We start from the raw sequence: 26,633 nt of genomic DNA on the forward strand, positions 1-26,633 counted from the left end.
ATGACCTTGAAATTCGCCAGGCTGGGTACGGCCGGAAACGAACAACCGGCCGTCATCGCCCAGGACGCCGCCGGTGTTGAAAAGTACTTCAGCCTTACGGCCCTGACCCAAGACATCGACGGCGGTTTCCTCGCCTCGGACGGCATCGAACGCACCCGGGAAGCCCTGAACAATGGGGAACTTCCCGAGATCTCAGCGGAGGGCCTGCGCATCGGTGCACCCATTGCCCGCCCGGGCGCCGTCGTCGCCATCGGCCTCAATTACACCGCGCATGCTGCCGAATCCGGTGCTACGCCGCCCGAGGTTCCCGTAGTTTTCCTCAAGCCCACCAACACCATCGCCGGGCCGTTCGACGCCGCCCCCATCCCGCCGTCGTCGGAAAAGTACGACTGGGAAGTGGAACTGGCAATCGTGATCGGCAAGGAAGCGTCATACCTTTCCTCCCTATCCGACGCCGAAGCATGCATCGCCGGCTACGCCGTGGCCAACGACCTCTCGGAGCGCGACTACCAAATCCCCGGCGCCGCAGGACAGTGGACCAAAGGCAAATCCCTTCCCGGCTCCACTCCCCTGGGCCCGTGGCTGGTTCCAGCCTCGGACATCGATGCCGGCAACCTCCGCCTGCAGACCCTGGTCAACGGCGAGGCCCGCCAGGATTCCAGTACCTCGGACATGATCTTCCACCCCGCAGCGATCGTGCACCACCTCAGCCAGTACATGGTCCTGGAACCGGGCGACGTGATCATCACGGGCACGCCGGAGGGTGTGGCACTGTCCGGCCGTTTCCCCTTCATCCAGCCCGGCGACGCGGTGGAACTGGAAATTGAAGGACTCGGACGCCAGCGCCAGGAGTATTTCCGTGCGCAGGCCGGCGCGCAGTCCGGCGCGACCACCCACATCTACGCCTAAGGCCATGGCAACCTCGGTGGGCAACGACTTCGAAGGCCTCACAGCACTCGTAACCGGCGGCGCCTCGGGCATCGGGGCAGCCATCGCGGACCGCCTGGCGGCAGGGGGCGCGCAGGTAGCCGTTCTGGACCTGGCCCCCGAAGCCAGCCCGCACTGTGGAGTGCAGTGCAACGTCGCCGATGACGCCTCGGTGCGTACCGCCGTCGAGCGCGTTGTACAGCAGTTCGGCCGCCTGGACATCGTGATCAACAACGCCGGCATCGGCGCGCAAGGTGACATCTCGGCCAACGATGACGACGAATGGCTGCGAGTCCTTAACGTCAACGTGGTGGGCATAGCGCGCGTCAGCCGGGCAGCACTCCCGTACCTGCGCAAATCCCCGGCGGCTGCGATCGTGAACACCTGTTCCATCGCCGCGACGGCCGGACTCCCGCAGCGTGCCCTGTACTCGGCGTCGAAGGGCGCCGTCTTGGCGCTGACGCTCGCCATGGCCGCGGATCACGTTCGGGAGGGCATCCGCGTGAACTGCGTGAACCCCGGCACAGTAGACACCCCGTGGGTTGGCCGGTTGCTCGATTCAGCCGCTGACCCCGCCGGCGAGCGCGCCGCCCTCAATGCCCGCCAACCGCATGGCCGGATGGTGGACCCTGCTGAGGTGGCCGGTGCCGTCGCTTACCTGGCGAGCCCGCTATCCGGATCGACGTCGGGAACCTCCCTGGCGGTGGACGGCGGCATGCAGGGACTGCGGTTGCGGCCGGTTCAGTCTTCTTAGGTGGGAGGTACGACGCCGGAGCGAACGCGCGCGCCGACAGGCCGCCGTCGTGCGTTGCTTCGTAACGCAACGGTCCCGCAACCTCCGGCAGCGGTGATTCGCCTATGCTCAACTCCAAGAGATCAACGGCGACTCACTTAGCAGACTCAGGAGATACAGCCATGAGCAACTGGCGCATCAGGGACTTCCACTCGTCCGATTTGGACGGCATCCTGCACCTCTGGGAGTCACTCAAAGCCGACGGCGTGGAACCCGTATACGCACTGTCCGAGGTTCTGGCGTCCTGTGAAAAGGACCATGCCGTGGTGGCGGTGCAGGGTGAGCAGGTGGTGGGAGCCGCCGTCGGACGCGCCGCCCACGACCAAGGCTGGATCGTTTTCCTGGCAACGCTGACGGAGTTCCGCGGACGCGGCATCGGCACCTCACTGCTGTCCGCCGTCGAGAACCGCATGGCCCCGCACGGGCTCAACAAACTCTCCGCGCTGATGCCGGAAACGGAAACGCGGGTGGAAGCATTCCTGGGCCGCGGCTTTGTGGTGAAGAAGAACCTGCGCTACTTCGAGCGGACCATCCCCGTGCAGCGGCAGGAACTCGGGGCGTTGGGGCTCTTGGGCGGGCGAATCCTGGCGCGGGATCTCTGGGAGAACGTGGCCGGCATGCGCCGCGAGAAGGAACTCCTGGAACGCCGGCTGGTTCTGCCATTGGCTGAGGCTGATCTGGCCGATGAATACGGCGTTGTTCCGCCCCGGGCCGTGGTACTTTTCGGTCCTCCAGGCACCGGCAAAACCACGTTCGCAAAAGCCATTGCGTCCCGGCTTGAGTGGCCGTTTGTGGAGGTGTTCCCGTCTCGCCTCGCCTCCGATCCCAAGGGCCTGGCCGGTGCTCTGCGCGAGACGTTCCTGGAAATTGCCGAACTGGAACACGCCGTGGTGTTCATCGACGAAGTGGAAGAGATCGCGTCGCAGCGGGCCGGCGATCCGCCGTCGCCACTGCAGGGCGTCACCAACGAACTCCTCAAAATCATCCCGGCTTTCCGCGAACAACCCGGCCGGCTGCTGGTGTGCGCTACCAACTTCATCCGCGCCCTGGACACCGCGTTCCTGCGCCACGGCCGGTTCGATTACGTCATCCCCATCGGTCTCCCGGACGTCCATGCCCGCGAGGCCATGTGGCAGCGGTTCATCCCCGCAACCGTGGTGGACTCAGTCGATATTGCCCAGCTGGTGGAACGAACCGAAGGCTTCTCACCGGCGGACATCGAGTTCGCTGCCCGCAGCGCCTCCCAGCGGGCTTTGGAGAAAGCAGTGTACGACGACGATGCTGCCTCGGGCGGTTCAGCCGGCCTTGCGTCCGGGGCCGGGTCCACCGGGCGCAAGGGACCCGAGACGCAGGACTACCTCGACGCGATTGCGGATACCCGGACCACCGTGAGCCCCGAGGTGCATCAGGACTTCCTGGAAGACATCGACGTGCTGGGGCGGGTGTAGGTTTCCGGCGGCGAGATCGCCGGAACGCTGCCGGGCCGCCGGAATGGTGTGAGATCGCCGGGTCTATCCGGCGATCTGGACGCATTCCAGCGATCTCGGCGAGGGGCCCATGGGTGGCGGTAATCTTTGAGCCATGTCCTCGAATCCCCTTCGCCATGCGCTCTCCCGCATGGGCGGCCGCGATCCCCACGAAAAACACCGCACCGCCACCCCGCTTGAGCTGTTCTTCGACCTGACCTTTGTTATTGCCTTCGGTGTTGCCGGCAGCCAGTTCGCGCACGCGGTGGCCGAAGCGCATTTCGGGGCGGGCCTTTTGGGCTTTAGCTTCGCTATGTTCGCGGTGATCTGGGCTTGGATCAACTTCACGTGGTTCGCCAGCGCCTACGACACCGATGACTGGGTGTTCAGGGTGGTCACCATGATCCAGATGGTTGGCGTCCTCATCCTGGCCATGGGCATTGAGCCGATGTTCCACTCGATTGTGGAAGGGGATCATGTCAACAACGTGGCCATCCTCATCGGTTACATCATCATGCGCGTAGCTTTGATCTTCCAGTGGCTGCGCGCTGCCCGCCAAGACCCGGAACGCCGCGAGACATGCCTCCGTTACGCGAAGTATCTGGCAATCGTGCAAGTTGGCTGGGTCATCGCCTTGGTGATTGAGACGGATGTGCTCACCACGTTCCTCCTGGCGGCCCCTTTGTTTGTCCTGGAGATGGCGACACCGTACTTCGCAGAACGCAAGATCCGTACGCCCTGGCATGCTCACCACATTGCTGAAAGATACGGCCTGCTTGCCATCATCGCCCTGGGTGAATGTTTGATTGGCGCCATTGAAACCCTGCGGGCAATCGTTGCCACACACAGTTGGTCCATGGATGCCGCCTTGGTGGGCTTGAGTGGAACCGGGCTGGCCTTCGCCATGTGGTGGATCTACTTCATCCTGCCATCAGGCCCTGCACTTCACGTCCAGCGGCATCGCTCATGGGTGTTTGGCTATGGGCACATGCCGGTCTTCGCAGCCATTGCGGCTACAGGCGCGGGACTCCACGTCGCTGCGTACTTCATCGATCACGAGACACACATCCCGGCGGCTGCTGCCGTGGCCTCCATCGCCATCCCGGTGATCCTCTTCAAGGCCTCACTCACCACCCTTTACTGCATCATGCTGGGTCCGGATCGCGACCTCATCTGGAGTTCCGCGCTGGTGGTCCTGGGTCTGGCGTCCAGTATTGCCCTGGCCGCGGCCGGTGCATCCGTGCCCATCTGCATGCTGGCAATGATGCTGGTGCTGGGCCTGTCCATCGCGTACGACGAACGGCGCGGGCACAAAGGCAGGGCGGCAGCACTCCGTCGGCTCGAATCCGCCGCTGGCTAGGGCATTCCGGTGCGTTGCGAGGCCCGCTCTGCACGCAATATCGCCTCGAAACCATGCAGAGTAGGCCCCACAACGGGTGGATTTGGGGTTACTCGGGGACGATCTCGTCCAGTTCCCGGAGCAAGTACGGGTTGATTCGCTCCAGAATCATCCGGACCTCTTCGCGTGGAACGGCCGTGTACAGCACAGGGCGGGCGTCGGCGTAACGCGTTACCGGCGGCTTATCCGGCCACTTTTCGGCAAGTGCTTTGACCCTCTCTGGCAAGGAGTTGTGGGCGTTGTCCGCGATCTTCACCAACGTTGCGTCGTGGTCCTCCGCGACGAAACGAATACCGGCGTCGTAATCATCCGGGTCTTCATGGAAGCGGCGGGTGACTCGCTCGATGATGTCCACCGCACGCTGGGAAACTCCCATATCCAGCAGGGCTTGGCGGGTGATGGGCGTATCTTCGGCGATGTCATGAAGGTATCCGGCGATCTGGATATCTTCATCGAAGTCGGCGAGCGCGTCGCCCACGGCCAGAACGTGCTCCCGATACGGCCGTTTGAGCTTGTCCTTCTGCCGGTTGTGAGCCACCTCGGCCAAAACCTGGGCTGTCTCTACGGTAAAGCGTGGTTCAGTCATGCTGGCCTCCGGCTTGAAGAGGGACCGACGGGGATCGGTCCTTCCCTTCAGGCTATCCGCTGTTCGGGCCCCGAAACACCGAGCTACCCGGCCTACCGGCTCTGCCCGCTCTACCAGTCCTGAACTGCGCGAGCAGCGATGGCAACGGTGACGGCCCTGGGCAAACGCTGCGCGAAGCCTGCAGCGACGCGGTTGACCCAACCGGAGACCACGCTGCCGGGGGTGTCCTTGCGATCCAACGCCTTGAGCGCTGTTCCCACAACTTGCGCAGAGGTCTGCATCTTGCCCACGGCGGCTGAGTCGCCGCCAAGGACGTCGAAGAACTCGGTGCGCGTGGCACCCGGGCAAAGGGCCAGGACGTTGAGACCGGAGTTTTTAGTTTCGTGGGCCACGGCTTCGGTGAAGCTCAGGACGAAGGCCTTGGTGGCGCCGTAAACGGCCATGCCGGGAATGGGCTGGAAAGCGGCCGTGCTTGCAACATTCAACAGGGCACCCTTCCCCGAGGCGAGCAGTCCGGGCAGGAAGGCACGGGTAATGTCCACGAGGGCGGCCACATTCAAGGAGATCTCGGACGCAATGGTGTCCGGGTCCTCCTCCACCAACGGACCATGGGTACCGAAACCCGCGTTGTTGATCAACGTGTCCACGGTGATTCCGCGGCCGGACAGTTCGCCGAGGAGCTCGCGTCCAACTCCTGCCCGGCCGAGGTCCATGGGGAGCACAGTAACGGTGACACCGTGCCGGGAGCGCAGGTCCTGGGCCAACTCCTCAAGACGGTCTGCGCGCCTGGCCACCAGGACGAGGTTGGAACCCCGGGCAGCAAATTGCCCGGCGAATTCGGCGCCGAGTCCGGAGCTGGCACCGGTGATGAGTGCGGTGGTACCTGCGTAGGTCATGGTCATGGCTGGATCCCGTCGGTTGAGTCGAAGACTAATGTAGTCGCTGTCTACATGGTAGGCAGTGTCTACATTGTTGTCAATGACTACATTGGCCTAGACTTGACCCATGACTGACCAGCCCTACCACCACGGCAAACTCCGGGAAGCACTTTTGGAGCGTGCCATGGAAACCATCGAAGAAGCTGGCGTGGACGGACTCTCCCTGCGGCAGCTGGCCCGCGACGTGAACGTCAGCCACGGAGCCCCGGCCAAACACTTCCGCGACAAGCAGGCCCTGATCGACGCCGTGGCCATGGCCGGCTTTGAGTCGATGAACCGCCGCATTCGGGATGCCGCCCAGTCCTATGAAAACCTCCGGGGACGTTTCGTCAGCGTTGGGAAGGCGTACGTCGACTTCGCCGTTGAGCACCCCGCACTGCTGACGGTGATGTACTCCACCAAGCACCACCCCGATTCCAGCGATGAACTTCGAAGCACCGGCGCCCAAGGCATACACCTCGCTCAGGCCATGATCGCTGAAGCGCAGGAGGCCGGCGTCCTGGCTCCCGGCAACCCCGAGACACTGGCTATGGTGTGCTTCGTCAGCCTCCATGGCACAGCCCTTCTCGCGGCTGGCGGGCAGTTGGACGGAAATTCAGTGGAAGACGTGGTCATTGCCACCACGGACACTTTATGGGCAGGAATGACGGCCGGAGTCCCGGCCGCGCAAGTCAACTAAGCCTCGCAAGTCCACTAAGCCGCGATCCCGGCAATCACTTCCCGCACCGCCGAGCTCAGGAGGAAGTTGCGGCAGCCCACTCCCCCGGGCTCGGCCGTCTGCGGCACGTACCCAAAGCCGAGTTCATACACAGGGTCCGCGAACCCCAAAGATGCGCTGGCGCCGTCGTGCCCGAACGCACGGTAGCTGCCGAACGGCATCCGCGTATGGGATTTCATGAAAACGGTGCCGAAGCAGCCCGTCTCGCCAAACACGCGGTCGATCCCGAAGACCTGTTCAGCGGAGACTGTCCGGATGGTTTCCTCTGTCAGGAGAGGTGGCGTGGCGGCTTCGCCTTCCAGCCCGGTCAGCGCCGCAGCATAGATCCTCGCCATGCCTTCCGCGCTGGCCACGCCGGCCGCCGAGCTCAGCCCCGCGGCCCTGACTTCACGGATGTTGGGCAGGTCCAGGATGTCACCGACTGCCGAGTTGGCAGCCAGGCCGAAGTGACTGGCCGGGTCCACCCATGGCCACGACGGGTCGGCCGCCCAACGGAAAGGTGCAAAGCGGGCTTCCTGGGACTCCGGGAGGCCAAGGTAGAAATGCGCGCCCGTGACTGCGCGGATGCGCTGCTCGAAAACCTGCTGCAGCGTGGAACCGGTGATGCGCCGGCACAGCTCTTCCATGAAGATGCCAATGGTCAGCGCGTGATATCCGAATGCCGCGCCGGGCTTCCACAGGGGCGGCAGCTGTGCGAGCTTAGCGGCTGCGAGCTCTGAGTTGTTGACCTCGTGGAGGGTCAGGCCACCTTCCAGTCCAAGGAGCCCGGCCTGATGCGAAAGTAGCTGCGCCACCGTCACTGAGGACTTGCCCTCAGCGCCGAACTCGGGCCAGTACTTGACCACTTCGGCTTCAAGATCCAACTGGCCGTCCTGGACGAGCAACGCGATGACCAGGCCGGCCATGCCTTTGGAACACGAGAAGACGCCCGTGACGGAATCAGGGCGGATGTGCGGGCCGCCGCTGAGGTCCAGCACCTTGACGCCGCGATGGTACGCCGCCACTTGCGCAGAATAGTCAGGATCCTGCTCGAGAAAACGGCCAAAGAGCTCGGCGACGGGTTCGAAACCTGGGGCGATCAGCTGTGACTGCATTCAGACAGCCTACGCGGCGGCCGATTCAGGCCTGGGGAGTTTTCCACACCCAAGGCGTTTTTGGCACATTTTGCGGGGTGAAGTGCTGGAGCGCATCCTGGACGCTTCCGGCAGGCAAATCCAGGGACCCAAGGATCAGGTCACGCACGCGTTGGACGGGAATTCCGACGGCGGCGAGGTCGCCCAGCGTCACGGCACCGTCGCGCTTTGCCAGCCTGACGCCGTCGTGATTCACCACCAGCGGAACGTGGGCGTATTCAGGGACCTGCAGCCCCAGCAGCGTCGCCAGGTAGGCTTGCCGCGGGGTGGACGGGAGGAGGTCATCGCCGCGCACCACCTGGTCAATTCCTTGGGCAGCATCGTCAACAACTACCGCGAGGTTGTAGGCGGTGACGCCGTCGTTCCGGCGAAGCACAAAGTCATCCACCACTCCCACGTAGGTGCCGTGCAACTGGTCCTCAACAGCCCACTCCGAAACCTCTGAGCGCAAGCGGATGGAAGCCGGACGCGTCGATCGCCGGATCTCGCGCTCAGCCTTCGAAAGCCGCCGGCACGTCCCGGGGTAGGCGCCTTGCGGGGCATGCGGCGCTGACGGCGCTTCCTGGATCTCGCGCCGCGTGCAGAAACACTCATAGGTCCGGCCTTCGGCAGTCAGCCGCTCGATTGCGTGGTCATACAGTTCCGCGCGCTCGGTCTGGCGCACGACGGCGGCGTCCCACCTGACGCCGACGGCCTGCAGGTCGCGGAGCTGCTCAGCCTCGGCACCGGAGCGGGCGCGGTCCAGATCCTCGACGCGCAGCAGGAAATCCCGGCCGCTGGACTTGGCGAATAGCCAGGCGAGAATTGCGGTGCGAAGGTTGCCGACGTGCAGTTCGCCGGAGGGGCTCGGGGCGAAGCGGCCAGCGGAAGTCATGATCCAAGCCAACCACAAGAGCCCCTCAGCTACCGCAACGATCCGGTAGCTCAGGGGCTCTTGCTGTGACGCCCGGGTGAAGGGGCGGGTGCAGAATGACAATGCTGTGAACAAGAGTCAATCAGCGGCTGCTTCCTTGCGGGAAACCTGTGCAGGGCTCCGGGTGGTGTTCCGGGGTCCTGGTGCCTGCGGGTTTTGGCGGTAGCCTCGTCCTGCTTCGTTGTCATCATTTGAGCAGAAGACATACAGTTGGTGCAACGGACATCAGAACGATTAGTCGATCTGACCAGTCTTACGTGAAAACTTAGTCAGGGAGTGGTCACTTTGCAGGAACTCGACGCCACGGACCGCCGGATCCTCGCCGCTTTGGATGAAGATCCCCGCGTGCCCATCATGGTGTTGGCCCAGAAGTTGCACCTCGCTCGCGGAACAGTTCAGTCACGCCTTGAGCGAATGACGGCGTCCGGCGCCCTCCGCCCCAACAGCAGCCGCGTCCTGCCCTCGGCTTTAGGCCGTGGCGTGGCAGCTGCCGTGAGTGCCGAACTCGATCAAAGTCACCTGAATGAGGCCATCGCTGCGCTGCGGGAGATCCCGGAAGTCCTGGAATGCCACGCCCCGGCCGGCGATACCGACCTCATCATCAGGGTGGTTGCCAAGAGTCCGGACGATCTCTACCGGGTATCGGAAGAGATTCGCCTGTGCCCTGGCATAGTGCGCACGTCAACCAGCATGTTCCTCCGGGAAGTGATCCCCTACCGGACCACTGGCTTGCTCGCGGAGTAGGGCCTTAGACCGGGGGTCCGATGTTGGTTTTCAGGTTCTTCATCACCAGCGTTGAGGTCAGCCGTTCAACCGCGGGAAGGGCCGCCAGTTCGTCGTCGTAGAACCGCTGATACGCGGGGAGGTCCGCGGCAATGACCTTGAGCAGATAGTCCGGCGATCCGAAGAGCCGCTGCGCCTCCACGATGTTGGGACTGGCGGTGACGCGCTCTTCAAACTCCGCCATGATGGTGCGTTCCACCTGCTTGAGGGTCACAAAAACAATCGCTTCGAAACCCAGGCCCACTGCGGCAGGGTCGATGTCTGCACGGTAGCCGCGGATCACCCCTGAGGATTCCAAATCGCGGAGCCGCCGGTGGCAGGGAGCCACCGTCAAACCCACCTTCGAAGCAAGGGCTGTGGCAGTCATCCGGCCGTCATCTTGGAGGTGGCGCAAAATACTTCTATCGATCCCGTCAATCACGCAATAATCTTACCGGGAACGGCGGGGGTGGGGCTAAAAAGAGGAACACTTATGGTCGGTTTTTCCCTAGAGTTTTCCTACCACCTAGCCCTGGAGAGAAAACGTGAACCCGCAGCTGTTTATGGCCTTCATGATCGTCGCCGTCAGCTTGGCGTGCACGCCCGGCGTCGACTGGGCTTACTCGATTTCGGCCGGACTCAAGCAACGCAGCTTCGTCCCCGCCGTCGCCGGCCTGTGCAGCGGATATGTCGTCCACACCGCGCTGATGACGGCAGGGTTGGCAGCCCTCTTGGCGGGAGTCCCGGGACTACTGGGGTGGCTGACCATCGCAGGAGCTGCCTACCTGCTGTGGCTCGGCGTGACTACCATCCGCTCGTGGCGAGGCGCGAGCTTCAGTGCGGAAGGCGGCGTCGTGCAGTCCGGAAACCAGCTCCGCACCTTCCTTCAGGGCATGGGCACCAGCGGTATAAATCCCAAAGGCCTGCTCTTCTTCGTGGCGCTGGTGCCACAGTTCGTCAGCCCCGAGGCGGCACTGCCGGTTCCGGTCCAGTCCGGCTTGCTGGGCCTGACCTTCGTGATCCTGGCCGGCATGGTGTACACCGCAGTCGCACTGACCTCCAGGAAGCTGCTGGCTTCCCGGCCCGGCGCCGCCCGCGTTGTGACCCTGATCAGCGGAATCATCATGATCGGGCTGGGGACAGTGCTGCTATCCGAGCAACTCCTTCCGCTTCTACAGCAGATATAGCCGGCACGCCGCTAGGCCGCAAGCAGCTCATCCAGGCGCTCGTATCCTTCGATCACGCCGTAGTCCATCCCGGTAGCCAAAGCCATGTCCCTTGCTTCAACCGAGGGGTAGACCTCGTGCGCGGACATCCGCGTCCTGCCATCGATATCTTCGAAAGTGGTGGTGCTGATGACCACTTGGTTGGGCGCGCCCTCGAACTCGACGGTCTGGATGATCAAAGCGTCGGGTTCGACCGTGTGGAAAACGCCGCGGAATCCGGCCATTCCGTTATCGTCGCCGCTCTCGTAGCGCCAGCTGCCGCCAGTGGTGGCGTTGTACTCGGTAATTTTCGTTTGAGTACTGCGCGGGCCCAGCCACTTAGCCAAGAGATCCGGGTCAACGTGGGCTATGAAGACCGCACTGACCGGGGCATCGAATTCGCGGACCGTGTCAACGAACGGGACGCCAGGGTCAGCGGTGATTGTTGTTGGATTGCTCATTTCAGTTCCTTTTTTTTGCTGGTTTGTTTCTTGTTGTTGGGTGGAGTCACCGGCACCCAGCAGCTCGTCCAGCTGCCGGAAGCGCGATTCGGCGATCAGCCGGTACTGGTCAATCCATGCGGTCAGCCGCTCCAAGGCGGCAGCATCCAAGTGGACAGGCCTGCGCTGGGCATCGCGTGAGCGGGTTACCAATCCTGCGTGCTCCAGGACTTGTATGTGTTTGGAAACCGCCTGCTTGGTGATGGCGAACGGTTCAGCGAGCTCGTTGACGGTGGCGTCTCCCCGGGACAGGCGTGCCACCATGGCCCGCCTCACCGGATCCGCCAAAGCCATGAAGGCCCTGTCCAGAGCTTCTTCCTCCACGGCCGCATCAACCTCTCGTCATCGACTCTTTGATCAACTGAATAATTGATCAACCGTTTGATTGATTAAGAGATTACGCCTTTCCCAGGGAAGGCACAATGGTTGTTATTCGCCGCCCAGCTGCCTGAAGTCGTTCTCCCATAGACGCCGCATCTCGGCATCCTTCCGGATCACTTCCAAAGTCTCCAGCTCCGCAGGCGGGGCCGGCCGTTTGGACCACGGAGTCAACGTCCGCCGGCCCTGGTCAAGAGCGAGCAGGGCCCTGTCAGTCAACGCATCATTCTTCAGCGCCAAATTGGTCTTACGACGCCGGAGCACTTCTTTGAGGGCCACCTGAGCCGACTCGAAGTCACCCCTGGCCCGTTGCGACCGCGCCCGGATCAGCAAAAGCGCCGCCGAGAGGTCGTCCGTGTTCAGCAAACCCTCAGTCCACAGGACCACATCACGGTGCCGTTCCAACGAGTACGCCGCTGTGCAGCGCGCCAACGCCGAAGGCAACGACGGCGGCAACGTCACCACTGCTTCCAACGCCGCCTCGGTCATCCCCATTTCCCGAAGGCAATGGGACAGCGCCAAAAACACGGACTCCTCACTGAACAGGACCGGAACCTCAATCCGTTCGGCCACCTCAACCTTGGTGACCACCTGCCCAAGGTACATTGCCGAGAACTGGCTGGCGTCGTCGTCGATCCTTGTTGTTAAACCGCGTTGCAGAAGCTCGGACGCCCTCAAAAACCCGCCATGTTTGTACGCGAGCAACCCAGCCATCACATGGCACAGGCCCGCCCACCCGGGATACATGCGGCCGAAGGCCAGAAGCCGATCCGGCTCCGTGGAGGTGAAAACGGCCTCGTGCATGGCCTTCGCCGTCTTGGAGGACAACATCCTCAGCCGCGGTACGTTGCCGGCTACCGTCAACCGTGCATGATCGCGGCCGCTCAGGACACCGGAGAGCACATCATTCACGCCGTCAGCGAGCCCCCGCACAGAGGTGCGGACGTAGCCCTCGCGGAAAGGAGTGAGATCGCGGGTGTCGTGGAAAATCGTGTGCACGCGTCCGTTGGGAGCTTGGCTCATAATTCCATGCTAACCGCCGCTGAACTGGGCACATCCCCTGCTATCGGAGGCATTTCAGGAGTATTATGGCGGCGTCGGCAAGGTTTTTGCCACAGCCCTTGCCGCAGGTCGGCTCTCCATGAGAAGAGCCGGGTAACAGCGTGAAAGGGAGGACTTGATGACCACCGCTTCGCACCCCGCCGAACACCACCACATGATGGGGTTGACGCTACGCAACACCGCCATGGGCGTTGGCATTGTATTTCTGCTGGTAGGCGTCCTGGGCTTCATCCCCGGGATCACCACCAATTTCGGCGCCATGACCTTTGCGGGACATGAATCCGGCGCCATGCTGCTTGGAGTCTTCCAAGTGTCCGTACTCCACAACATCGTTCATCTGCTGTTTGGCGTGGCCGGCTTGGCCATGGCAAGGAACGCACGCATGGCCCGCCTGTTCCTCTTGGGCGGCGGCGCCGTGTACATCGTTCTTTGGATCTATGGCCTGGTCATCAACCAGGAAACAGGCGCCAACTTTGTCCCCTTCAACACCGCTGACAACTGGCTGCACCTGATCCTCGGCGTTGCCATGATCGGTCTGGGAGCCTGGCTCGGTAGGGACGCCATGGACGAAACAACCACAGCGCGACGGAAGATGTAGCCCCTTCCGCACGTCTTGCAGATTAACGACGGCGGCAGTCCCCTTAAGCGGGACGGCCGCCGTTTTTTTGCGCCCACCGCTTGAGGGACCGACGGCGGTACCCGGCTTAGCGCGGGGCGCGGCCACCCAACCGCGTGGTCACCTTAGCCGCTGCTGCGGCGCAGGCTTCGCCGAGACTGTTGAGGGTGTCCTGCGAAACACGGAACTTCGGGGCCGGGATCAGGACGGAGGCCACCATGTTGCCGCGGTGGTCGTACACGGGTGAGGCCACGCCCACTTCTTCGATGGATGTCTCACCGAAGTTCACTGCCCACCCACGCTCCATCGATTCCTTCAGGCGAAGCAAATAAGCCTCCACCGCGTCCTCGTCCACGCCGGTCAGCGTGATCGATCCGCTGCGCAGCAACTGGCGCACCCGGTCCTCGTTCTCCGAAGCAAGGAAGACCTGCACCGATGAACTCAGGGCCTCGTTGTAGCGGGCACCCAACGGAGCGAGATGCTTGACCTGGTGACGGCTGGGGATCTGCTCCACACACATGGACTCGTTGCCGTTCCACACCATCAGCGCGCTGGTCTCCCCCGTCCGCTCAGTAAGTTCGCGCAGCACAGGGTAGGCAACGCGACGCTCTTCGAGTTCCGCCAGGAGGGGGCCCGCCATGGCGATCATGCCCAGCCCCAAGCGGAACCTGCGCGAATCGACGTCGCGCTCTACAAGATTCTCCTGTTCCAGCGTCGCGAGGATCCGGGAGACGGTGCTCTTGTGCAGGCCAATGCGGCCGGCGATTTCGGTGACTCCCAGGAGCGGCTCGTCAGCAGTGAAGCTCCTCAAGACGGCGATGGCGTTGACGATCACCGAGGTGTTTTTGCTGTCACCAGTGCTGTTGCTGTTCTCAAGAGTGTCGCTGGATTCGGTGGGAGTCATGGGTTCACTATATTTCGCTGGAGATATTTCGACGGCGGACGCCCCACCGGATTCGGCCGGTGGACACCACGCTGTGTCCACCGGCCGGGTCACTAGGCTCCGATGATGTTGTACTCGGGGCCGAACGGGAACTTAGTGATGTTCTCCGCGCCGTCTTCGCCCACCACCAGGATGTCGTGCTCGCGGTAGCCGCCAGCACCCGGCTGGCCGTCCATCACCGTGATCATCGGCTCCATGGACACCACCATGCCCGGCTCCAGGACGGTGTCAATGTCCTCGCGGAGTTCAAGGCCTGCCTCGCGTCCGTAGTAGTGGCTCAACACACCGAAGGAGTGGCCGTAGCCAAAGGTCCGGTTGGCCAACAAGCCGTGGCTGACGTAGATCTCGTTGAGCTCTGCCGCGATGTCCTTGCACACAGCACCGGGCTTGATGAGCTCCAGACCACGCTTGTGGACCTCAACGTTGATGTTCCACAGTTCCAGAGAGCGGGCGTCCGGTTCGCCGTAGAACAGGGTGCGCTCCAGTGCCGTGTAGTAGCCGCTGGTCATGGGGAAACAGTTCAGGGACAGGATGTCGTGTTCCTGGATCTTGCGGGTGGTGGCCCAGTTATGTGCACCATCTGTGTTGATGCCGGACTGGAACCACACCCAGGTGTCGCGGATTTCAGAGTCCGGGAAGGTCCGGGCGATCTCGTGAACCATGGCCTCGGTACCGATCAGCGCCACCTCGTACTCGGTGATCCCGGCCGTGATGGCGTTGCGGATGGCCTCGCCGCCCAGGTCACCGATCCGGGCGCCGTGCTTGATGACCGCGATTTCCTCGTCCGACTTGATCATGCGCTGACGCATTGCTGCCTGGGCTACGTCAACTAGCGTCGCTCCGGAGAACGCGGCCTGGATCTTGTTGCGGTTGTCCAGCGGCAGCGAGTCATCCTCGACGCCGATGCGGCGCGGGTTGATGCCGCGGGTCCGCAGGACTTCCTGGATGGCGTGGATGTAGTTGTCCCGGCGCCAGTCCGTGTACACCAGGTTCTCGCCGTAGCTGCGGCGCCAAGGCATCCCGGCGTCGATATTTGCCGTGATGGTGACCGTGTCATCCTTGGTGACCACCATGCCGTAGGAGCGGCCAAAGTAGGTGAAGAGGAAGTCGGAGTAGTACTTGATGGAGTGGTAGCTGGTGAGGATGACGGCGTCGAGGTCTTTCTCGGCCATGATGCGGCGGAGTCCGGAGAGGCGACGCTCGAACTCGGCGTCGGAGAAGGTCAGCGATACTTTTTCGCCGTTGTTGAGGACCTTGGTGCGCTCGAGCTTGGCCACATCGTTGACGGCCTCGTTCTGGGTGATGGTCATGGTTGTTCCTTTCAATGGGTGGGTTGTACTAGTCCTGCAGCAGAGGCTTTTTGGAAGTCTCGGTGGCGAACAGGACTGCGATGAGGGAAACCAGAGCGGCAGCCACGAGGTACCAACCGGGGGCCAGCTGGTTGTGGGTCATGCCGATAAGAAGGGTGGCCATGAACGGCGCGGTGCCGCCGAACAGGGCATTGGAGAGATTGAAGCTGACGGCGAATCCGGTGTACCGGACCTTCGTGGGAAAGAGCTCGGCCAGGAAGCTCGGCAAGGTTCCGTCGTTGAGGGTCAGCATTCCGCCCAGCAGAATCTGCACCAGCACGATCACCAGGAAGTTGCGGGTATCCAGGAGCATGAAAGCCGGCACCGTTAGCAGCATGAAAAGCACTGATGCCGTGATGAGCATCCGCTTGCGGCCGAACCTGTCCGACGCCATGCCGGTTAGGAAGATGAAGCCGATGTAACTGGCCAGGGCGATGGTGGTGGCCAGGAATGATTCCGTTGCGCCAAAGCCCAGCTCTTCCGACAGGTAAGTGGGCATATAGCTGAGGATCACGTAGAAGCCCACAGCGTTCAGCAACACCGCGCCGGTGGCAATGATGAGTTGCTTCCGGTACGTCCTGAACATGGCGAAGGCAGGGGCTTTGACCGCATTGTCCTTGGCAGCGAGCTCCCGGAAAGCCGGCGTGTCCTCGAGCTTGGTCCGGATATACCGGCCGATCAATCCCATGGGCGCAGCCAACAGGAACGGCAATCGCCAACCCCATTCGTTGAGCTGCTCCGCGGTCAGGACTGAACTCAGCAGGGCTGCCAGCAAGGACCCCAGCAGCAGACCCGCTGCAGTACTGGCGGGCACGACGGCGGCATACAGTCCGCGCCGATTCGCCGGCGCATACTCCACCAGGAAGGCAGACGCCCCGGCGTACTCGCCGGCTGCGGAGAAGCCTTGGACGACTCTTACCAGGAGGAGCAGGATGGGCGCCATCACGCCGATCGTGGCGTAGCCGGGGATGAGTGCGATGCAGAACGTCGCCACGGACATCAGGACGATTGACAGGCTCAGCGCTTGCTTGCGGCCCAGCTTGTCCCCGATGTGGCCCCAGATGAAACCACCCAAGGGCCGGACGAAGAAGCTGATGGCAAACACGCCGAAGGTTGCGAGCAGGGCCGTCTGGCGGTCTGACTCGGGGAAGAAAACAGTAGAGATGACGCCGGCCAGGTATCCGTACACGGCGTAGTCGAACCACTCAACAAAGTTCCCGATGAAGCTTGCGGTGACCACTCGCCGTCGAGTGTCCTTGCTGACTTCCGGTTGGGAACCTGGTGCGTGGGAGATGTGGGAGGGGCTGCCTGGAGCGGCTGCCACAGATGATTCATTGCTCATGTGTCCACCAAAATTGATTTGGGTTGCATTCAGCGCAACGCTGTTGCACCAGAATATGTGTGAGCGGCGCCACGGTCAAGGGTTAGTTGTGACGGATAAGCATCAGCTCAATCTGGCCGGCCGGACTAAACCGCTGACTGGAGTGGGCTGATGGCGCAAAAGGCGTTTGTTGCATCTAACCCAACGCAGTTGCCCCTAACGACGCTCTCTCACATCCCACCCCCAAAACCCAATCGCTCTCTCACATCCCACCCCCAAAACCCGATCGCTCTCTCATTAGGGCGAAGAGGAGGCGTCGTCGGCACTCAAGTCCACATCGACGTCGAGCCTTTCGTTCCTGGCCGCTGTCCACGTTCCCGCGGGCCGGGCGGCGAGGCTTGCAACCTAGGGCAAGTCGGCCCCATAGGCCCACTGGAGATTGCATCCAGCAACTCCCAGTGGGACGTGAGAGAGCGATCAGCTCAAAACCGCGGGATGTGAGAGAGCGACCCGCTCAAAACCGAAAGACGTGAGAGAGCGATCAGCTCAATACCGCGGGACGTGAGAGAACGACCCCCTCAAAACCGAAAGACGTGAGAGAGCGATCCGCTCAAACCCGCGGGACGTGAGAGAGCGACGCCAAAAAACCCGCGGGACGTGAGAGAGGATCGGGAGGGGGTGGGGTTATCCGGCAGCGCGCGTCTAAGGGAGTGACGACCTAGCGCGCAGAGGATGAGCCCGCCGCCGGAAGGCGGGAGCACGGCAGGGCAGGAAAGCTAGAGGACCTTGCGGATGGTCTCTTCGAAGCTGACTACGTGGTGCAGGGCGAGCTCTGCGGCACGGTCTTCGTCGCCGTCGGCAATGGCCGTGAGGAGGTCGACGTGCTCGGAGATGTGGCCGGAAACGGAGGGCATCTTCTCGAGCATGTGGCACCAGATGCGGGTGGCGAGGTTGTCGTAGCGAATGAGGACGTCTTCCAGGTGGGCATTGGCCGAAGCCTTGTAGATCAGCCTGTGGACCTGGATGTCGTAGCGCATGAGGTCCTGGGAGGAATTGTCCTGGCCTTCAAGATCGCGGATTGCGGCTGCGACGGCTCGGAGCTCTGAGCGCATGGCGGGGCTGGCCATGCGGGCAGCTTTCCGGGAGGCCAGGGGTTCCAAGAGCTCGCGGATTTCGGAGACTTCGGCGAGCTGGGTGATGTCAACGCCCGTGGCGAAGGTGCCGCGCCGCGGGTAGGACACCACGAGGTGGTCGCTCTCGAGGCGCTTGATGGCCTCACGGACGGGGGTGCGTCCGATGCCGAGTTCGGCTGCTATCTGGCCGTCGTTGATGGGGTCGCCGGGTTTGACGTCCAGCATGATGAGCCTGTCGCGCAGCAGCAGGTAGGCGTTCTCTGCGAGGGACGTGCCCTGCGGAGCTGACTCCAGTGCTTCCAGTGCTGCGCTCATTGCTCTCTCCCGTTGTCACAACCACGGTCCCACGGATGAGTTTCCCGGACCTGTTGACGACCATGTGATCTTCAACATACTATGGCAATAGTTCTAATATATCAGTTGCCTAACAGTCGGCCACTAGACAAGCTTTTGAAGGAGAACACCATGGTTGAACCGCTGATCCGCCCGCTTGCACAGGCGGACCCGGAGGTCGATCAGGCGATCGCCCAGGAACTCATCCGCCAGCAGTCCACGCTGGAAATGATCGCCTCTGAGAACTTCGCTCCTACGGCCGTCATGGAAGCCCAGGGCTCGGTGCTGACCAACAAATACGCCGAGGGCTATCCCGGCAAGCGCTACTACGGCGGCTGCGAACACGTTGATGTGATTGAACAGCTCGCCATTGACCGCCTGAAGGCCCTGTTCGGCGCAGAGTTCGCCAACGTCCAGCCACACTCCGGCGCCCAGGCCAACGCCTCGGCCATGCATGCACTGATCACCCCGGGCGACACCATCATGGGCCTGAACCTCGCCCACGGCGGGCACCTGACCCACGGCATGCGCATCAACTTCTCCGGCAAGCTGTACAAGGTTGTTCCTTACGGAGTTCGCGAAGACACCCACACCGTGGACATGGCCGAAGTTGAGCGCTTGGCACTGGAGAGCAAGCCGCAGCTGATCGTCGCCGGCTGGTCGGCGTATTCCCGCCAGCTGGACTTCGCTGAGTTCCGCCGCATCGCTGACCTGGTGGGCGCCTACCTCATGGTGGACATGGCCCACTTTGCCGGCCTCGTCGCAGCAGGCCTGCACCCCAGCCCCGTGCCGCACGCCCACATTGTCACCAGCACCACCCACAAGACCCTCGGCGGTCCGCGCGGTGGCGTGATCCTGACCAACGACGCCGACATCGCCAAGAAGGTTAACTCGGCAGTCTTCCCCGGCCAGCAGGGTGGTCCGCTGGAACACGTCATCGCAGCCAAGGCCGTTGCCTTCAAGATGGCCTCCGAGCCCGAGTTCCAGGAACGCCAGCTCCGCGTCCTTGAGGGTTCCAAGATCCTGGCCCAGCGCCTCCTGCAGGACGACGTTGCCGCAGCCGGCATCTCCGTTGTCAGCGGCGGAACCGATGTCCACCTTGTCCTCGCCGACCTCCGCCACTCGGTCCTCAACGGCCAGCAGGCCGAGGACACGCTGCACCGGATCGGCATCACCGTCAACCGCAACGCCGTCCCGTTCGACCCCCGCCCACCCATGGTGTCGTCCGGCCTGCGCATCGGCACCCCAGCCCTAGCCGCCCGCGGCTTCGGCGCCGAGGACTTCACCGAAGTTTCGGACATCATTGCGACGGCGTTGATCGCCGCAGCGAACAGCGGCACCCAAGCAGGCACCCAGGCAGGCGCCGAAGCAGCCACCGCCGAAGGTGACGTCACCCTGGACGAGACCACCGCCGTCGAACTCCGCAACCGCGTGACCGCCCTGGCGAACAAGTTCCCCCTCTACCCGCACCTAAACCACAACGGCAATGGCGCCGTAACCGAAGCAGAACTGATTGGAGCAGCCAAGTGAGTGCAGACCACCTCCCCGAACACCCGGACTTCCTCTGGCGCAACCCGGACCCGAAGAAAAGCTACGACGCCGTGATTGTGGGCGGCGGCGGGCATGGCCTGGCCACCGCATACTTCCTGGCGAAGAACCACGGGATGACGAATATCGCCATCCTTGAAAAGGGCTGGCTGGCCGGTGGCAACATGGCCCGCAACACCACCATCATCCGTTCCAATTACCTTTGGGACGAGAGCGCAGCCATCTACGAGCACGCCCTCAAGCTCTGGGAAATCCTCCCGGAAGAGCTGGAGTACGACTTCCTCTTCAGCCAGCGCGGTGTCATGAACCTGGCCCACACCTTGGGCGATGTTCGCGAAAGCGTTCGCCGGGTGGGTGCCAACCGCCTCAACGGTGTAGACGCCGAATGGCTGGACCCGCAGCAGGTCAAGGAACTCTGCCCCATCCTGAACATCAGCGACAACATCCGCTACCCCGTCATGGGTGCCACGTACCAGCCGCGTGCAGGCATCGCCAAGCACGACCATGTGGCGTGGGCCTTTGCCCGCAAGTGCGATGAACTCGGTGTGGACATCATCCAGAACTGCGAAGTTACCGGCTTCATCAAGGACGGCAACAAGGTCACCGGTGTCCAGACCACGCGCGGCACCATCAACACCGAAAAGGTGGGCCTCTGCGCCGCAGGCCACAGCTCGGTCCTGGCGGAAATGGCGGGCTTCCGCCTGCCGATCCAGAGCCACCCGCTCCAGGCGCTGGTGTCTGAACTCCACGAGCCGGTCCACCCCACCGTGGTCATGTCCAACCACGTCCACGTGTACGTGTCCCAAGCCCACAAGGGCGAACTGGTAATGGGCGCCGGTGTGGACTCCTACAACGGCTACGGCCAGCGCGGCTCGTTCCACGTGATCGAGGAGCAGATGGCAGCAGCCGTGGAGCTCTTCCCGATCTTCGCCAGGGCCCACGTGCTCCGGACCTGGGGCGGCATTGTGGACACCACCTTGGATGCTTCCCCGATTGTTGGCCTCTCCCCGGTGGAGAACATGTTCGTCAACTGTGGCTGGGGAACCGGCGGCTTCAAGGGCACTCCGGCGGCGGGCCTGACTTTCGCGCACACCATCGCCACCGGCGCTCCGCACCAGCTGAACAAGCCCTTCGCGCTGGAACGCTTCGAGACCGGCGCCTTGATCGACGAACACGGCGCCGCAGCCGTAGCCCACTAGCCAGGACAGGACAGGAAAAGACATGCTCCTCATTTCATGCCCCAACTGCGGGCCACGCGACGAAACCGAATTCCACTACGGCGGCCAAGCACACGTCGCCTACCCGGAGAGCCCCAACGACCTCACGGACCGCGAATGGGCTGAATACCTGTTCTACCGCGAGAACACCAAGGGAACTTTCGCAGAACGCTGGGTCCACAGCACAGGCTGCCGCCAGTGGTTCAACATGCTCCGCGACACCGTGAGCTACGAGATTCACTCCATCTACGGCATGGGCCAGCCCCGGCCGGACATCAAGGTGACGAGTCCAAAGAAAGCACCGGAACAGCCGGGCGAGTTCACCCAGGCCGGTGAGTTCGGCCAAGCCGGCGAACCGGGCCTCTCCCCCGGCGCCGCCTCCCCCACAGCTACCACCCCCATCTCTTCGGAAGGAGTCTAGAAGTGACCAGCAAGAACGCACGCCTCGCCACCGGCGGACGCATCGATCGCAGCATCTCCTGGCGCTTCACCGTGGACGGCCAGGAATTCACCGGCCACCCGGGGGACACCATCGCTTCGGCACTGCTGGCCAATGGCCACATCAACGCCGGCAACTCCCTTTATGAGGACCGCCCCCGCGGCATCATGGCAGCCGGCGTAGAAGAGTCCAACGCCTTGGTCAAGATCGCTCCCCGCTTCCCGGGCCACGTTGCCGAGTCCATGCTTCCCGCCACCGCAGTTTCCTTGGTGGACGGCATGAACGTTGAGCTCCTGTCCGGTCTGGGCAAGCTTGACCCGAACGAGGACAAGGCCGAGTACGACAAGAAGTACGTCCACACGGATGTACTGGTTGTCGGCGGCGGCATCGCCGGCCTGGCAGCGGCCCGCGAAGCTGTCCGCACCGGCGCCCGCGTCATCCTCATCGACGACCAGCCCGAGCTCGGCGGCTCACTGCTCTCCGGTTCCACAGCCCCGGATCTGGCGGAAGAAATCGAGGGCAAGCCGGCCCTGGAGTGGGTTGCGGACGTGGAGGCCGAGCTGGTTTCTGCCGCTGAATGCACGGTGCTGAACCGCACCACCGCATTCGGCTCCTACGACTCCAACTACTTCATTGCAGCCCAGAACCGCACGGACCACCTGAGCGTCCCGGCAGCCTCGGGTGTCTCCCGCCAGCGTATTTGGCACATCCGTGCCAAGCAGGTTGTCCTGGCTCCGGGCGCCCATGAGCGTCCCCTGGTCTTCGAGAACAACGACCGCCCGGGCATCATGCTCGCCTCGGCAGCCCGCACTTACCTGAACCGTTACGCCGTGGCCGCCGGATCGCGCGTGGTCATCAGCACCACCAACGATTCCGCTTACGCTCTTGCCGCGGATCTGAAGGCAGCAGGCGTGGCGGTTGCCGCCGTCGTCGACGCCCGTCCGCAGATCAGCGCGAAGGCCGCCGCCGCCGTCGAGTCCGGCACCCGGGTCCTCATCGGCAGCGCCGTGGCTGACACCTCCGCGGATGAGAGTGGCCGCCTGAACGGGGTCACCGTCCGCAGTATTAACGACGACGGCGAACTCACCTCGGGCGTCGAAGAGCTGGCTGCCGATCTTCTTGCAGTTTCTGGTGGTTGGAGCCCGGTGGTTCACCTCCACAGCCAGCGTCAAGGCAAACTGCGTTGGGATGACGAGCTCGCAGCGTTCATCCCCACCGCTCCCGTAAGGGACCAGCAAGTGGTGGGCGCAGGCCGGGGCAGCTACGAACTCCAGGACTGCCTGGCAGAAGGTATCTCGGCCGGAGCAGCAGCATCCATCGCTGCCGGGTTCGAATCCGCAACAACCCCGATGGAACTGCAGGCTCCCGTGGCAAGTGCACCGAGCCGTCAGCTCTGGCTGGTTCCCGGCCAGACCGGCGAGCCCGGCGAGTGGCACCACCACTTTGTGGACTTCCAGCGCGACCAGTCCGTGGCCGATGTCCTCCGCTCCACCGGTGCGGGCATGCGGTCCGTGGAGCACGTGAAGCGGTACACCTCCATCAGCACGGCCAACGATCAGGGCAAGACGTCCGGCGTTAACGCGATCGGTGTCATCGCCGCAGCACTGAAGTTCGGTGGCGCAGAGAGCATCCCCGGCGTCGGCGAGATCGGAACCACGGCGTACCGTGCACCGTTCACCCCTGTCGCCTTCGCAGCCCTGGCAGGCCGCCAGCGCGGCGAGTTGTTCGACCCCGCCCGAGTCACCTCCATCCACCCGTGGCACGTGGCCCAAGGCGCACTGTTCGAAGATGTTGGACAGTGGAAGCGCCCCTGGTACTACCCGCAGGGCAGTGAGGACATGGACACGGCAGTCCTGCGTGAATGCGCCGCCGTCCGCGATTCCGTGGGCTTCATGGACGCCACCACGCTGGGCAAGATCGAGATCCGCGGCAAGGACGCGGGTGAATTCCTGAACCGCGTGTACACCAACGCCTTCAAGAAGCTCGCACCGGGATCCGCACGCTACGGCGTGATGTGCACCCTGGACGGCATGATCTTCGACGACGGCGTGACCCTGCGCCTGGATGATGACCGCTACTTCATGACCACCACCACCGGCGGCGCAGCCAAGGTGCTGGACTGGCTGGAAGAGTGGCACCAGACAGAGTGGCCGGAACTCGACGTGGTCTGCACTTCCGTCACGGAACAGTGGAGCACCATTGCCGTGGTTGGCCCGAAATCCCGCGCCGTGATCGCCAAGGTTGCACCCCAGCTCGCCGAAAACGGTGGCCTGGAGGCCGAGAACTTCCCGTTCATGACCTTCCGCGAAACCACGTTGGCGTCCGGAGTGCAGGCACGCGTTTGCCGCATCTCCTTCTCCGGCGAACTCGCCTACGAAATCAACATCCCGTCTTGGTACGGACTCAACACCTGGGAAGCTGTTGCTGCCGCGGGTGCCGAGTTCAACATCACCCCCTACGGTACGGAGACCATGCACGTGCTCCGCGCCGAGAAGGGCTACCCGATCGTGGGGCAGGACACCGACGGTACGGTCACCCCGCAGGACGCGGGCATGGACTGGATCGTTTCCAAGGCCAAGGACTTCATCGGCAAGCGCTCCTACCTCCGGCAGGACGCAAGCCGCGAAGACCGCAAGCACCTGGTGAGCGTTCTTCCCGTAGACCACTCGCTGCGGTTGCCGGAAGGCACGCAGCTGGTGGAGAAGGGCATCCCCGTCAACCCGGCCAACGGACCCGTCCCCATGGAGGGCTTCGTGACCTCCAGCTACCACAGCGCCGCGCTGGGCCGTTCCTTCGGCCTGGCACTTATCCAGAACGGCCGCAACCGCATCGGCGAGACCTTGGTGGCCTCGCTGGGAGACCAATTGGTGGACGTGGTTGTTGGCGAAACCGTACTTTTCGATGCTGAAGGGACCCGCAAAGATGGCTGAAACAGCAACCCCCGCAGAAACCGTGAACAGTGTTCGTGGGGCACGGCGCAGCCCGGCCCAGCACCTGGCTGAGGCGTTCACGTCCGGCTCAGTTCCGGGCATAGTGACACTCACCGAGATCCCGTACCAGGCCATGGTGGGCATCCGGGTTGACCGGACGTCCAACGCCGGCGCCCGCGTTGCGTCCGTGACCGGCGGCTTGCCTGCCGCTTGCGGTGAAGTGACGGGGACGGATTCCGTCAACACCCTGTGGCTCGGCCCCACCGAGTTCCTGGTGGTTGCACCGGAGGAAGTCCACGACTCCCTGGGCGGATCCTTGGTCAGCGATCTGACCAGTGCACTGGGCAACGACGCCGGCCAGGTGGTGGACCTGTCCGCCAACCGAACCACGTTCGAGCTCTCCGGCAGCCACGCCCGGGCAGTGTTGGAAAAGACCTGCGCGCTGGACTTGCACCCGCGTGTCTTCAAGCCGGGCACGGCCGTTTCCACGGAACTTGCACACATCCCGGTGATGCTGTGGAAGACTTCCGAGGACTCCTACCGGATCTTTCCCCGGGCCTCGTTTGCCGACTTCCTGGGCCGCTGGCTGCTGGACGCCATGAGGGAATACGCCTCCCCTGAGGTCCCCTGATGGCACTGAGTGTGCTTGACCTGTTTTCTGTTGGCATCGGGCCGTCGTCTTCACACACGGTTGGCCCCATGCGCGCGGCAAAGCAGTTCACGGACGGTCTCGAATCGTCCGGCCAGCTTCCGGCCACGGTGCGCGTCCAGGCTGAGCTTTTCGGCTCCCTGGGCGCCACCGGCCGAGGCCACGGCTCAGACAAAGCCGTGGTGCTGGGGCTGCAAGGCCACTCCCCCGAAACCGTGAACACCCATACGGCCGACGACCAGGTCGCGGCGGCGGCACTCGAGGCGGAACTGCGTCTGGGCGACAACCACCGGGTGGACTTCAACTGGGACGAGGACGTGGTCCTGCACCGCCGCAAGTCGCTGCCTGCACACCCCAACGGCATGACGTTCCGCGCGTTGGACCACACGGGCGGCGTGCTCCGGGAACGCAGCTACTACTCCATCGGTGGCGGCTTCGTGGTGGACGGGGACGCAACCGGCACCGACAAAGTGGTAGCCGATGACACCGTTCTCCCCTATCCCTTCACCACGGCGGACCAACTCCTGGCGATCTGCGAGCGCGAGGGCATGTCCATCTCGGACGTCATGTTGGCCAACGAACTGGTGTGGCGTTCCGAGGAAGAACTTCGTGAGCGGCTGCTGGGCATTTGGGCCGTCATGCGGGAATGCGTGGACAACGGCTGCTCTGCCGAGGGAATCCTGCCGGGAGGCCTGAACGTCAGGCGACGGGCGCCGTCGTTGTTCAAGAAGCTTTCCGAAACTGACGCGGACCTGAACGGTAGTGCTTCAGCGGACCCGCTCCTCGCCATGGAATGGGTCAATCTCTTCGCCTTGGCTGTGAACGAGGAAAACGCCGCGGGCGGCAGGATTGTTACTGCACCCACCAACGGTGCCGCCGGGATCGTCCCGGCAGTGCTGCACTATTACACGAGGTTTGTTCCGGGAGCCGACGACGACGGCGTCGTGCGGTTCCTGCTGGCGGCGGCCGCCGTCGGAATCCTGTTCAAGATCAACGCCTCCATCTCCGGCGCCGAGGTTGGCTGCCAGGGCGAGGTAGGCTCGGCCTGCTCCATGGCCGCCGCCGGGCTCTGCGAAGTCCTTGGCGGGACGCCCGAGCAAGTGGAAAATGCCGCCGAAGTGGGCATCGAACACAACCTAGGCCTTACCTGCGATCCCGTGGGCGGGCTGGTGCAGATCCCCTGCATCGAACGCAATGCGATCGCCAGCGTCAAAGCCATCAACGCGGCCCGCCTTGCCTTGCACGGCGATGGCAGCCACAAAGTGTCCCTGGACAAGGCCATCAAAACCATGCGCGAGACAGGCGCGGACATGAAATCCAAGTACAAAGAGACCTCCCGTGGGGGCCTCGCCGTCAACGTAGTGGAGTGCTAGCC

Annotated in this window: 25 protein-coding genes and 1 pseudogene; 14 read left to right on the top strand and 12 right to left on the bottom strand. The window is 63.3% G+C overall.

All coding sequences use genetic code 11. The features are described 5' to 3' along the window. From ACZ5J0_RS18000 to ACZ5J0_RS18015, 4 genes are all read left to right on the top strand, one after another. Entirely contained in the window at nt 1-909 is a 909-nt protein-coding gene (locus ACZ5J0_RS18000) for a fumarylacetoacetate hydrolase family protein (protein WP_464093721.1), read from the top strand. A gap of 4 nt (nt 910-913) precedes the next feature. Then, nucleotides 914-1,681 carry an SDR family NAD(P)-dependent oxidoreductase gene (locus ACZ5J0_RS18005; protein ID WP_464093722.1) on the top strand — a complete coding sequence of 256 codons (768 nt, stop codon included), beginning with the start codon at nt 914-916 and terminating at the stop codon, nt 1,679-1,681. Nucleotides 1,682-1,842: 161 nt separating this feature from the next. Beyond that, a complete protein-coding gene (locus ACZ5J0_RS18010) occupies nt 1,843-3,168 on the top strand; it encodes an ATP-binding protein (protein ID WP_464093723.1) in 1,326 nt (441 codons plus the stop codon). Nucleotides 3,169-3,301: 133 nt separating this feature from the next. Beyond that, complete coding sequence (locus ACZ5J0_RS18015; RefSeq protein WP_142937639.1) at nt 3,302-4,546, top strand: low temperature requirement protein A; 1,245 nt, start codon at nt 3,302-3,304, stop codon at nt 4,544-4,546. 88 nt (nt 4,547-4,634) lie between these two features. Here the strand turns inward: ACZ5J0_RS18015 and ACZ5J0_RS18020 are convergent, their stop codons facing one another. Both ACZ5J0_RS18020 and ACZ5J0_RS18025 read right to left on the bottom strand, forming a co-directional pair. Continuing rightward, nucleotides 4,635-5,171: an HD domain-containing protein gene (locus ACZ5J0_RS18020; RefSeq protein ID WP_464093724.1), complete on the bottom strand. Its 537-nt coding sequence runs from the start codon at nt 5,169-5,171 to the stop codon at nt 4,635-4,637. Between the two features lie 110 nt (nt 5,172-5,281). Beyond that, entirely contained in the window at nt 5,282-6,073 is a 792-nt protein-coding gene (locus ACZ5J0_RS18025; RefSeq protein WP_464093725.1) for an SDR family NAD(P)-dependent oxidoreductase, read from the bottom strand. A 103-nt stretch (nt 6,074-6,176) separates the two neighbouring features. Here ACZ5J0_RS18025 and ACZ5J0_RS18030 point away from each other — a divergent pair, with 103 nt between their 5' ends. Beyond that, complete coding sequence (locus tag ACZ5J0_RS18030; protein WP_142937636.1) at nt 6,177-6,788, top strand: TetR/AcrR family transcriptional regulator; 612 nt, start codon at nt 6,177-6,179, stop codon at nt 6,786-6,788. A 14-nt stretch (nt 6,789-6,802) separates the two neighbouring features. On the opposite strand, the gene ACZ5J0_RS18035 is transcribed toward ACZ5J0_RS18030, so the two are convergent. Together ACZ5J0_RS18035 and gluQRS are read right to left on the bottom strand one after the other, a co-directional pair. Next, the gene (locus ACZ5J0_RS18035; RefSeq protein WP_464093726.1) at nt 6,803-7,921 is read right to left on the bottom strand and encodes a serine hydrolase domain-containing protein; all 1,119 of its coding nucleotides are present in this window, start codon (nt 7,919-7,921) and stop codon (nt 6,803-6,805) included. 25 nt (nt 7,922-7,946) lie between these two features. Then, nucleotides 7,947-8,834, bottom strand: coding sequence for a tRNA glutamyl-Q(34) synthetase GluQRS (gene gluQRS, locus ACZ5J0_RS18040; RefSeq protein WP_464093727.1), 888 nt, complete (start codon nt 8,832-8,834; stop codon nt 7,947-7,949). A gap of 324 nt (nt 8,835-9,158) precedes the next feature. On the opposite strand from gluQRS, the gene ACZ5J0_RS18045 reads away from it, so the two are divergent. Beyond that, nucleotides 9,159-9,617, top strand: coding sequence for an Lrp/AsnC family transcriptional regulator (locus ACZ5J0_RS18045; protein WP_024818488.1), 459 nt, complete (start codon nt 9,159-9,161; stop codon nt 9,615-9,617). Between the two features lie 4 nt (nt 9,618-9,621). On the opposite strand, the gene ACZ5J0_RS18050 is transcribed toward ACZ5J0_RS18045, so the two are convergent. Beyond that, nucleotides 9,622-10,077 (bottom strand): Lrp/AsnC family transcriptional regulator, encoded by a 456-nt coding sequence (locus tag ACZ5J0_RS18050; RefSeq protein WP_011776419.1) that lies wholly within the window; start codon nt 10,075-10,077, stop codon nt 9,622-9,624. A gap of 103 nt (nt 10,078-10,180) precedes the next feature. Here ACZ5J0_RS18050 and ACZ5J0_RS18055 point away from each other — a divergent pair, with 103 nt between their 5' ends. After that, entirely contained in the window at nt 10,181-10,822 is a 642-nt protein-coding gene (locus ACZ5J0_RS18055) for a LysE family translocator (protein WP_464093728.1), read from the top strand. 11 nt (nt 10,823-10,833) lie between these two features. On the opposite strand, the gene ACZ5J0_RS18060 is transcribed toward ACZ5J0_RS18055, so the two are convergent. The 3 genes and pseudogenes from ACZ5J0_RS18060 to ACZ5J0_RS18070 form a co-directional block, all read right to left on the bottom strand. After that, complete coding sequence (locus tag ACZ5J0_RS18060) at nt 10,834-11,301, bottom strand: SRPBCC family protein (protein ID WP_464094748.1); 468 nt, start codon at nt 11,299-11,301, stop codon at nt 10,834-10,836. A gap of 15 nt (nt 11,302-11,316) precedes the next feature. Continuing rightward, a pseudogene (locus tag ACZ5J0_RS18065) lies at nt 11,317-11,634 on the bottom strand (ArsR/SmtB family transcription factor); the annotation flags it as partial. A 135-nt stretch (nt 11,635-11,769) separates the two neighbouring features. Beyond that, nucleotides 11,770-12,741: a hypothetical protein gene (locus ACZ5J0_RS18070; protein WP_223941140.1), complete on the bottom strand. Its 972-nt coding sequence runs from the start codon at nt 12,739-12,741 to the stop codon at nt 11,770-11,772. 157 nt (nt 12,742-12,898) lie between these two features. Between ACZ5J0_RS18070 and ACZ5J0_RS18075 the strand changes: the two genes are divergently transcribed. Further along, nucleotides 12,899-13,378 carry a DUF4383 domain-containing protein gene (locus ACZ5J0_RS18075; RefSeq protein ID WP_142937630.1) on the top strand — a complete coding sequence of 160 codons (480 nt, stop codon included), beginning with the start codon at nt 12,899-12,901 and terminating at the stop codon, nt 13,376-13,378. Nucleotides 13,379-13,484: 106 nt separating this feature from the next. Here the strand turns inward: ACZ5J0_RS18075 and ACZ5J0_RS18080 are convergent, their stop codons facing one another. The 4 genes from ACZ5J0_RS18080 to ACZ5J0_RS18095 form a co-directional block, all read right to left on the bottom strand. After that, a complete protein-coding gene (locus ACZ5J0_RS18080; protein WP_142937629.1) occupies nt 13,485-14,300 on the bottom strand; it encodes an IclR family transcriptional regulator in 816 nt (271 codons plus the stop codon). 92 nt (nt 14,301-14,392) lie between these two features. Further along, entirely contained in the window at nt 14,393-15,649 is a 1,257-nt protein-coding gene (locus ACZ5J0_RS18085) for an aminopeptidase P family protein (RefSeq protein ID WP_250821412.1), read from the bottom strand. 28 nt (nt 15,650-15,677) lie between these two features. Continuing rightward, nucleotides 15,678-17,030, bottom strand: a complete 1,353-nt coding sequence (locus ACZ5J0_RS18090) for an MFS transporter (RefSeq protein ID WP_142937627.1) — start codon at nt 17,028-17,030, stop codon at nt 15,678-15,680. Nucleotides 17,031-17,785: 755 nt separating this feature from the next. Beyond that, nucleotides 17,786-18,457, bottom strand: a complete 672-nt coding sequence (locus ACZ5J0_RS18095) for a GntR family transcriptional regulator (protein ID WP_011776428.1) — start codon at nt 18,455-18,457, stop codon at nt 17,786-17,788. Nucleotides 18,458-18,607: 150 nt separating this feature from the next. Between ACZ5J0_RS18095 and glyA the strand changes: the two genes are divergently transcribed. Genes glyA through ACZ5J0_RS18125 form a run of 6 tightly spaced genes read left to right on the top strand, consistent with a single transcriptional unit; the run spans nt 18,608 to nt 26,631 of the window. Beyond that, the gene (gene glyA, locus ACZ5J0_RS18100; protein WP_223941144.1) at nt 18,608-20,005 is read left to right on the top strand and encodes a serine hydroxymethyltransferase; all 1,398 of its coding nucleotides are present in this window, start codon (nt 18,608-18,610) and stop codon (nt 20,003-20,005) included. Continuing rightward, nucleotides 20,002-21,222 carry a sarcosine oxidase subunit beta family protein gene (locus ACZ5J0_RS18105; protein WP_142937614.1) on the top strand — a complete coding sequence of 407 codons (1,221 nt, stop codon included), beginning with the start codon at nt 20,002-20,004 and terminating at the stop codon, nt 21,220-21,222. The genes glyA and ACZ5J0_RS18105 overlap by 4 nt, the downstream gene beginning before the upstream one ends. A gap of 22 nt (nt 21,223-21,244) precedes the next feature. Then, nucleotides 21,245-21,661: a sarcosine oxidase subunit delta gene (locus ACZ5J0_RS18110; RefSeq protein WP_142937613.1), complete on the top strand. Its 417-nt coding sequence runs from the start codon at nt 21,245-21,247 to the stop codon at nt 21,659-21,661. 2 nt (nt 21,662-21,663) lie between these two features. Beyond that, complete coding sequence (locus tag ACZ5J0_RS18115; protein ID WP_142937612.1) at nt 21,664-24,609, top strand: FAD-dependent oxidoreductase; 2,946 nt, start codon at nt 21,664-21,666, stop codon at nt 24,607-24,609. Beyond that, entirely contained in the window at nt 24,602-25,240 is a 639-nt protein-coding gene (locus tag ACZ5J0_RS18120; protein WP_464093729.1) for a sarcosine oxidase subunit gamma, read from the top strand. The genes ACZ5J0_RS18115 and ACZ5J0_RS18120 overlap by 8 nt, the downstream gene beginning before the upstream one ends. Continuing rightward, nucleotides 25,240-26,631, top strand: a complete 1,392-nt coding sequence (locus ACZ5J0_RS18125; RefSeq protein WP_464097206.1) for an L-serine ammonia-lyase — start codon at nt 25,240-25,242, stop codon at nt 26,629-26,631. The genes ACZ5J0_RS18120 and ACZ5J0_RS18125 overlap by 1 nt, the downstream gene beginning before the upstream one ends. Nucleotides 26,632-26,633 lie beyond the last annotated feature (2 nt).

It is taken from the genome of Arthrobacter sp. DualSoilB13, assembly GCF_055389195.1.

Bases quoted from the DNA above. Each gene is read 5' to 3' on its own strand.
- ACZ5J0_RS18000 (WP_464093721.1), top strand. From the start codon at position 1: ATGACCTTGAAATTCGCCAGGCTGGGTACGGCCGGAAACGAACAACCG.
- ACZ5J0_RS18005 (WP_464093722.1), top strand. From the start codon at position 914: ATGGCAACCTCGGTGGGCAACGACTTCGAAGGCCTCACAGCACTCGTA.
- ACZ5J0_RS18010 (WP_464093723.1), top strand. From the start codon at position 1,843: ATGAGCAACTGGCGCATCAGGGACTTCCACTCGTCCGATTTGGACGGC.
- ACZ5J0_RS18015 (WP_142937639.1), top strand. From the start codon at position 3,302: ATGTCCTCGAATCCCCTTCGCCATGCGCTCTCCCGCATGGGCGGCCGC.
- ACZ5J0_RS18020 (WP_464093724.1), bottom strand. From the start codon at position 5,171: ATGACTGAACCACGCTTTACCGTAGAGACAGCCCAGGTTTTGGCCGAG.
- ACZ5J0_RS18025 (WP_464093725.1), bottom strand. From the start codon at position 6,073: ATGACCATGACCTACGCAGGTACCACCGCACTCATCACCGGTGCCAGC.
- ACZ5J0_RS18030 (WP_142937636.1), top strand. From the start codon at position 6,177: ATGACTGACCAGCCCTACCACCACGGCAAACTCCGGGAAGCACTTTTG.
- ACZ5J0_RS18035 (WP_464093726.1), bottom strand. From the start codon at position 7,921: ATGCAGTCACAGCTGATCGCCCCAGGTTTCGAACCCGTCGCCGAGCTC.
- gluQRS (WP_464093727.1), bottom strand. From the start codon at position 8,834: ATGACTTCCGCTGGCCGCTTCGCCCCGAGCCCCTCCGGCGAACTGCAC.
- ACZ5J0_RS18060 (WP_464094748.1), bottom strand. From the start codon at position 11,301: ATGAGCAATCCAACAACAATCACCGCTGACCCTGGCGTCCCGTTCGTT.
- ACZ5J0_RS18070 (WP_223941140.1), bottom strand. From the start codon at position 12,741: ATGAGCCAAGCTCCCAACGGACGCGTGCACACGATTTTCCACGACACC.
- ACZ5J0_RS18075 (WP_142937630.1), top strand. From the start codon at position 12,899: ATGACCACCGCTTCGCACCCCGCCGAACACCACCACATGATGGGGTTG.
- ACZ5J0_RS18080 (WP_142937629.1), bottom strand. From the start codon at position 14,300: ATGACTCCCACCGAATCCAGCGACACTCTTGAGAACAGCAACAGCACT.
- ACZ5J0_RS18085 (WP_250821412.1), bottom strand. From the start codon at position 15,649: ATGACCATCACCCAGAACGAGGCCGTCAACGATGTGGCCAAGCTCGAG.
- ACZ5J0_RS18090 (WP_142937627.1), bottom strand. From the start codon at position 17,030: ATGAGCAATGAATCATCTGTGGCAGCCGCTCCAGGCAGCCCCTCCCAC.
- ACZ5J0_RS18095 (WP_011776428.1), bottom strand. From the start codon at position 18,457: ATGAGCGCAGCACTGGAAGCACTGGAGTCAGCTCCGCAGGGCACGTCC.
- glyA (WP_223941144.1), top strand. From the start codon at position 18,608: ATGGTTGAACCGCTGATCCGCCCGCTTGCACAGGCGGACCCGGAGGTC.
- ACZ5J0_RS18110 (WP_142937613.1), top strand. From the start codon at position 21,245: ATGCTCCTCATTTCATGCCCCAACTGCGGGCCACGCGACGAAACCGAA.
- ACZ5J0_RS18120 (WP_464093729.1), top strand. From the start codon at position 24,602: ATGGCTGAAACAGCAACCCCCGCAGAAACCGTGAACAGTGTTCGTGGG.
- ACZ5J0_RS18125 (WP_464097206.1), top strand. From the start codon at position 25,240: ATGGCACTGAGTGTGCTTGACCTGTTTTCTGTTGGCATCGGGCCGTCG.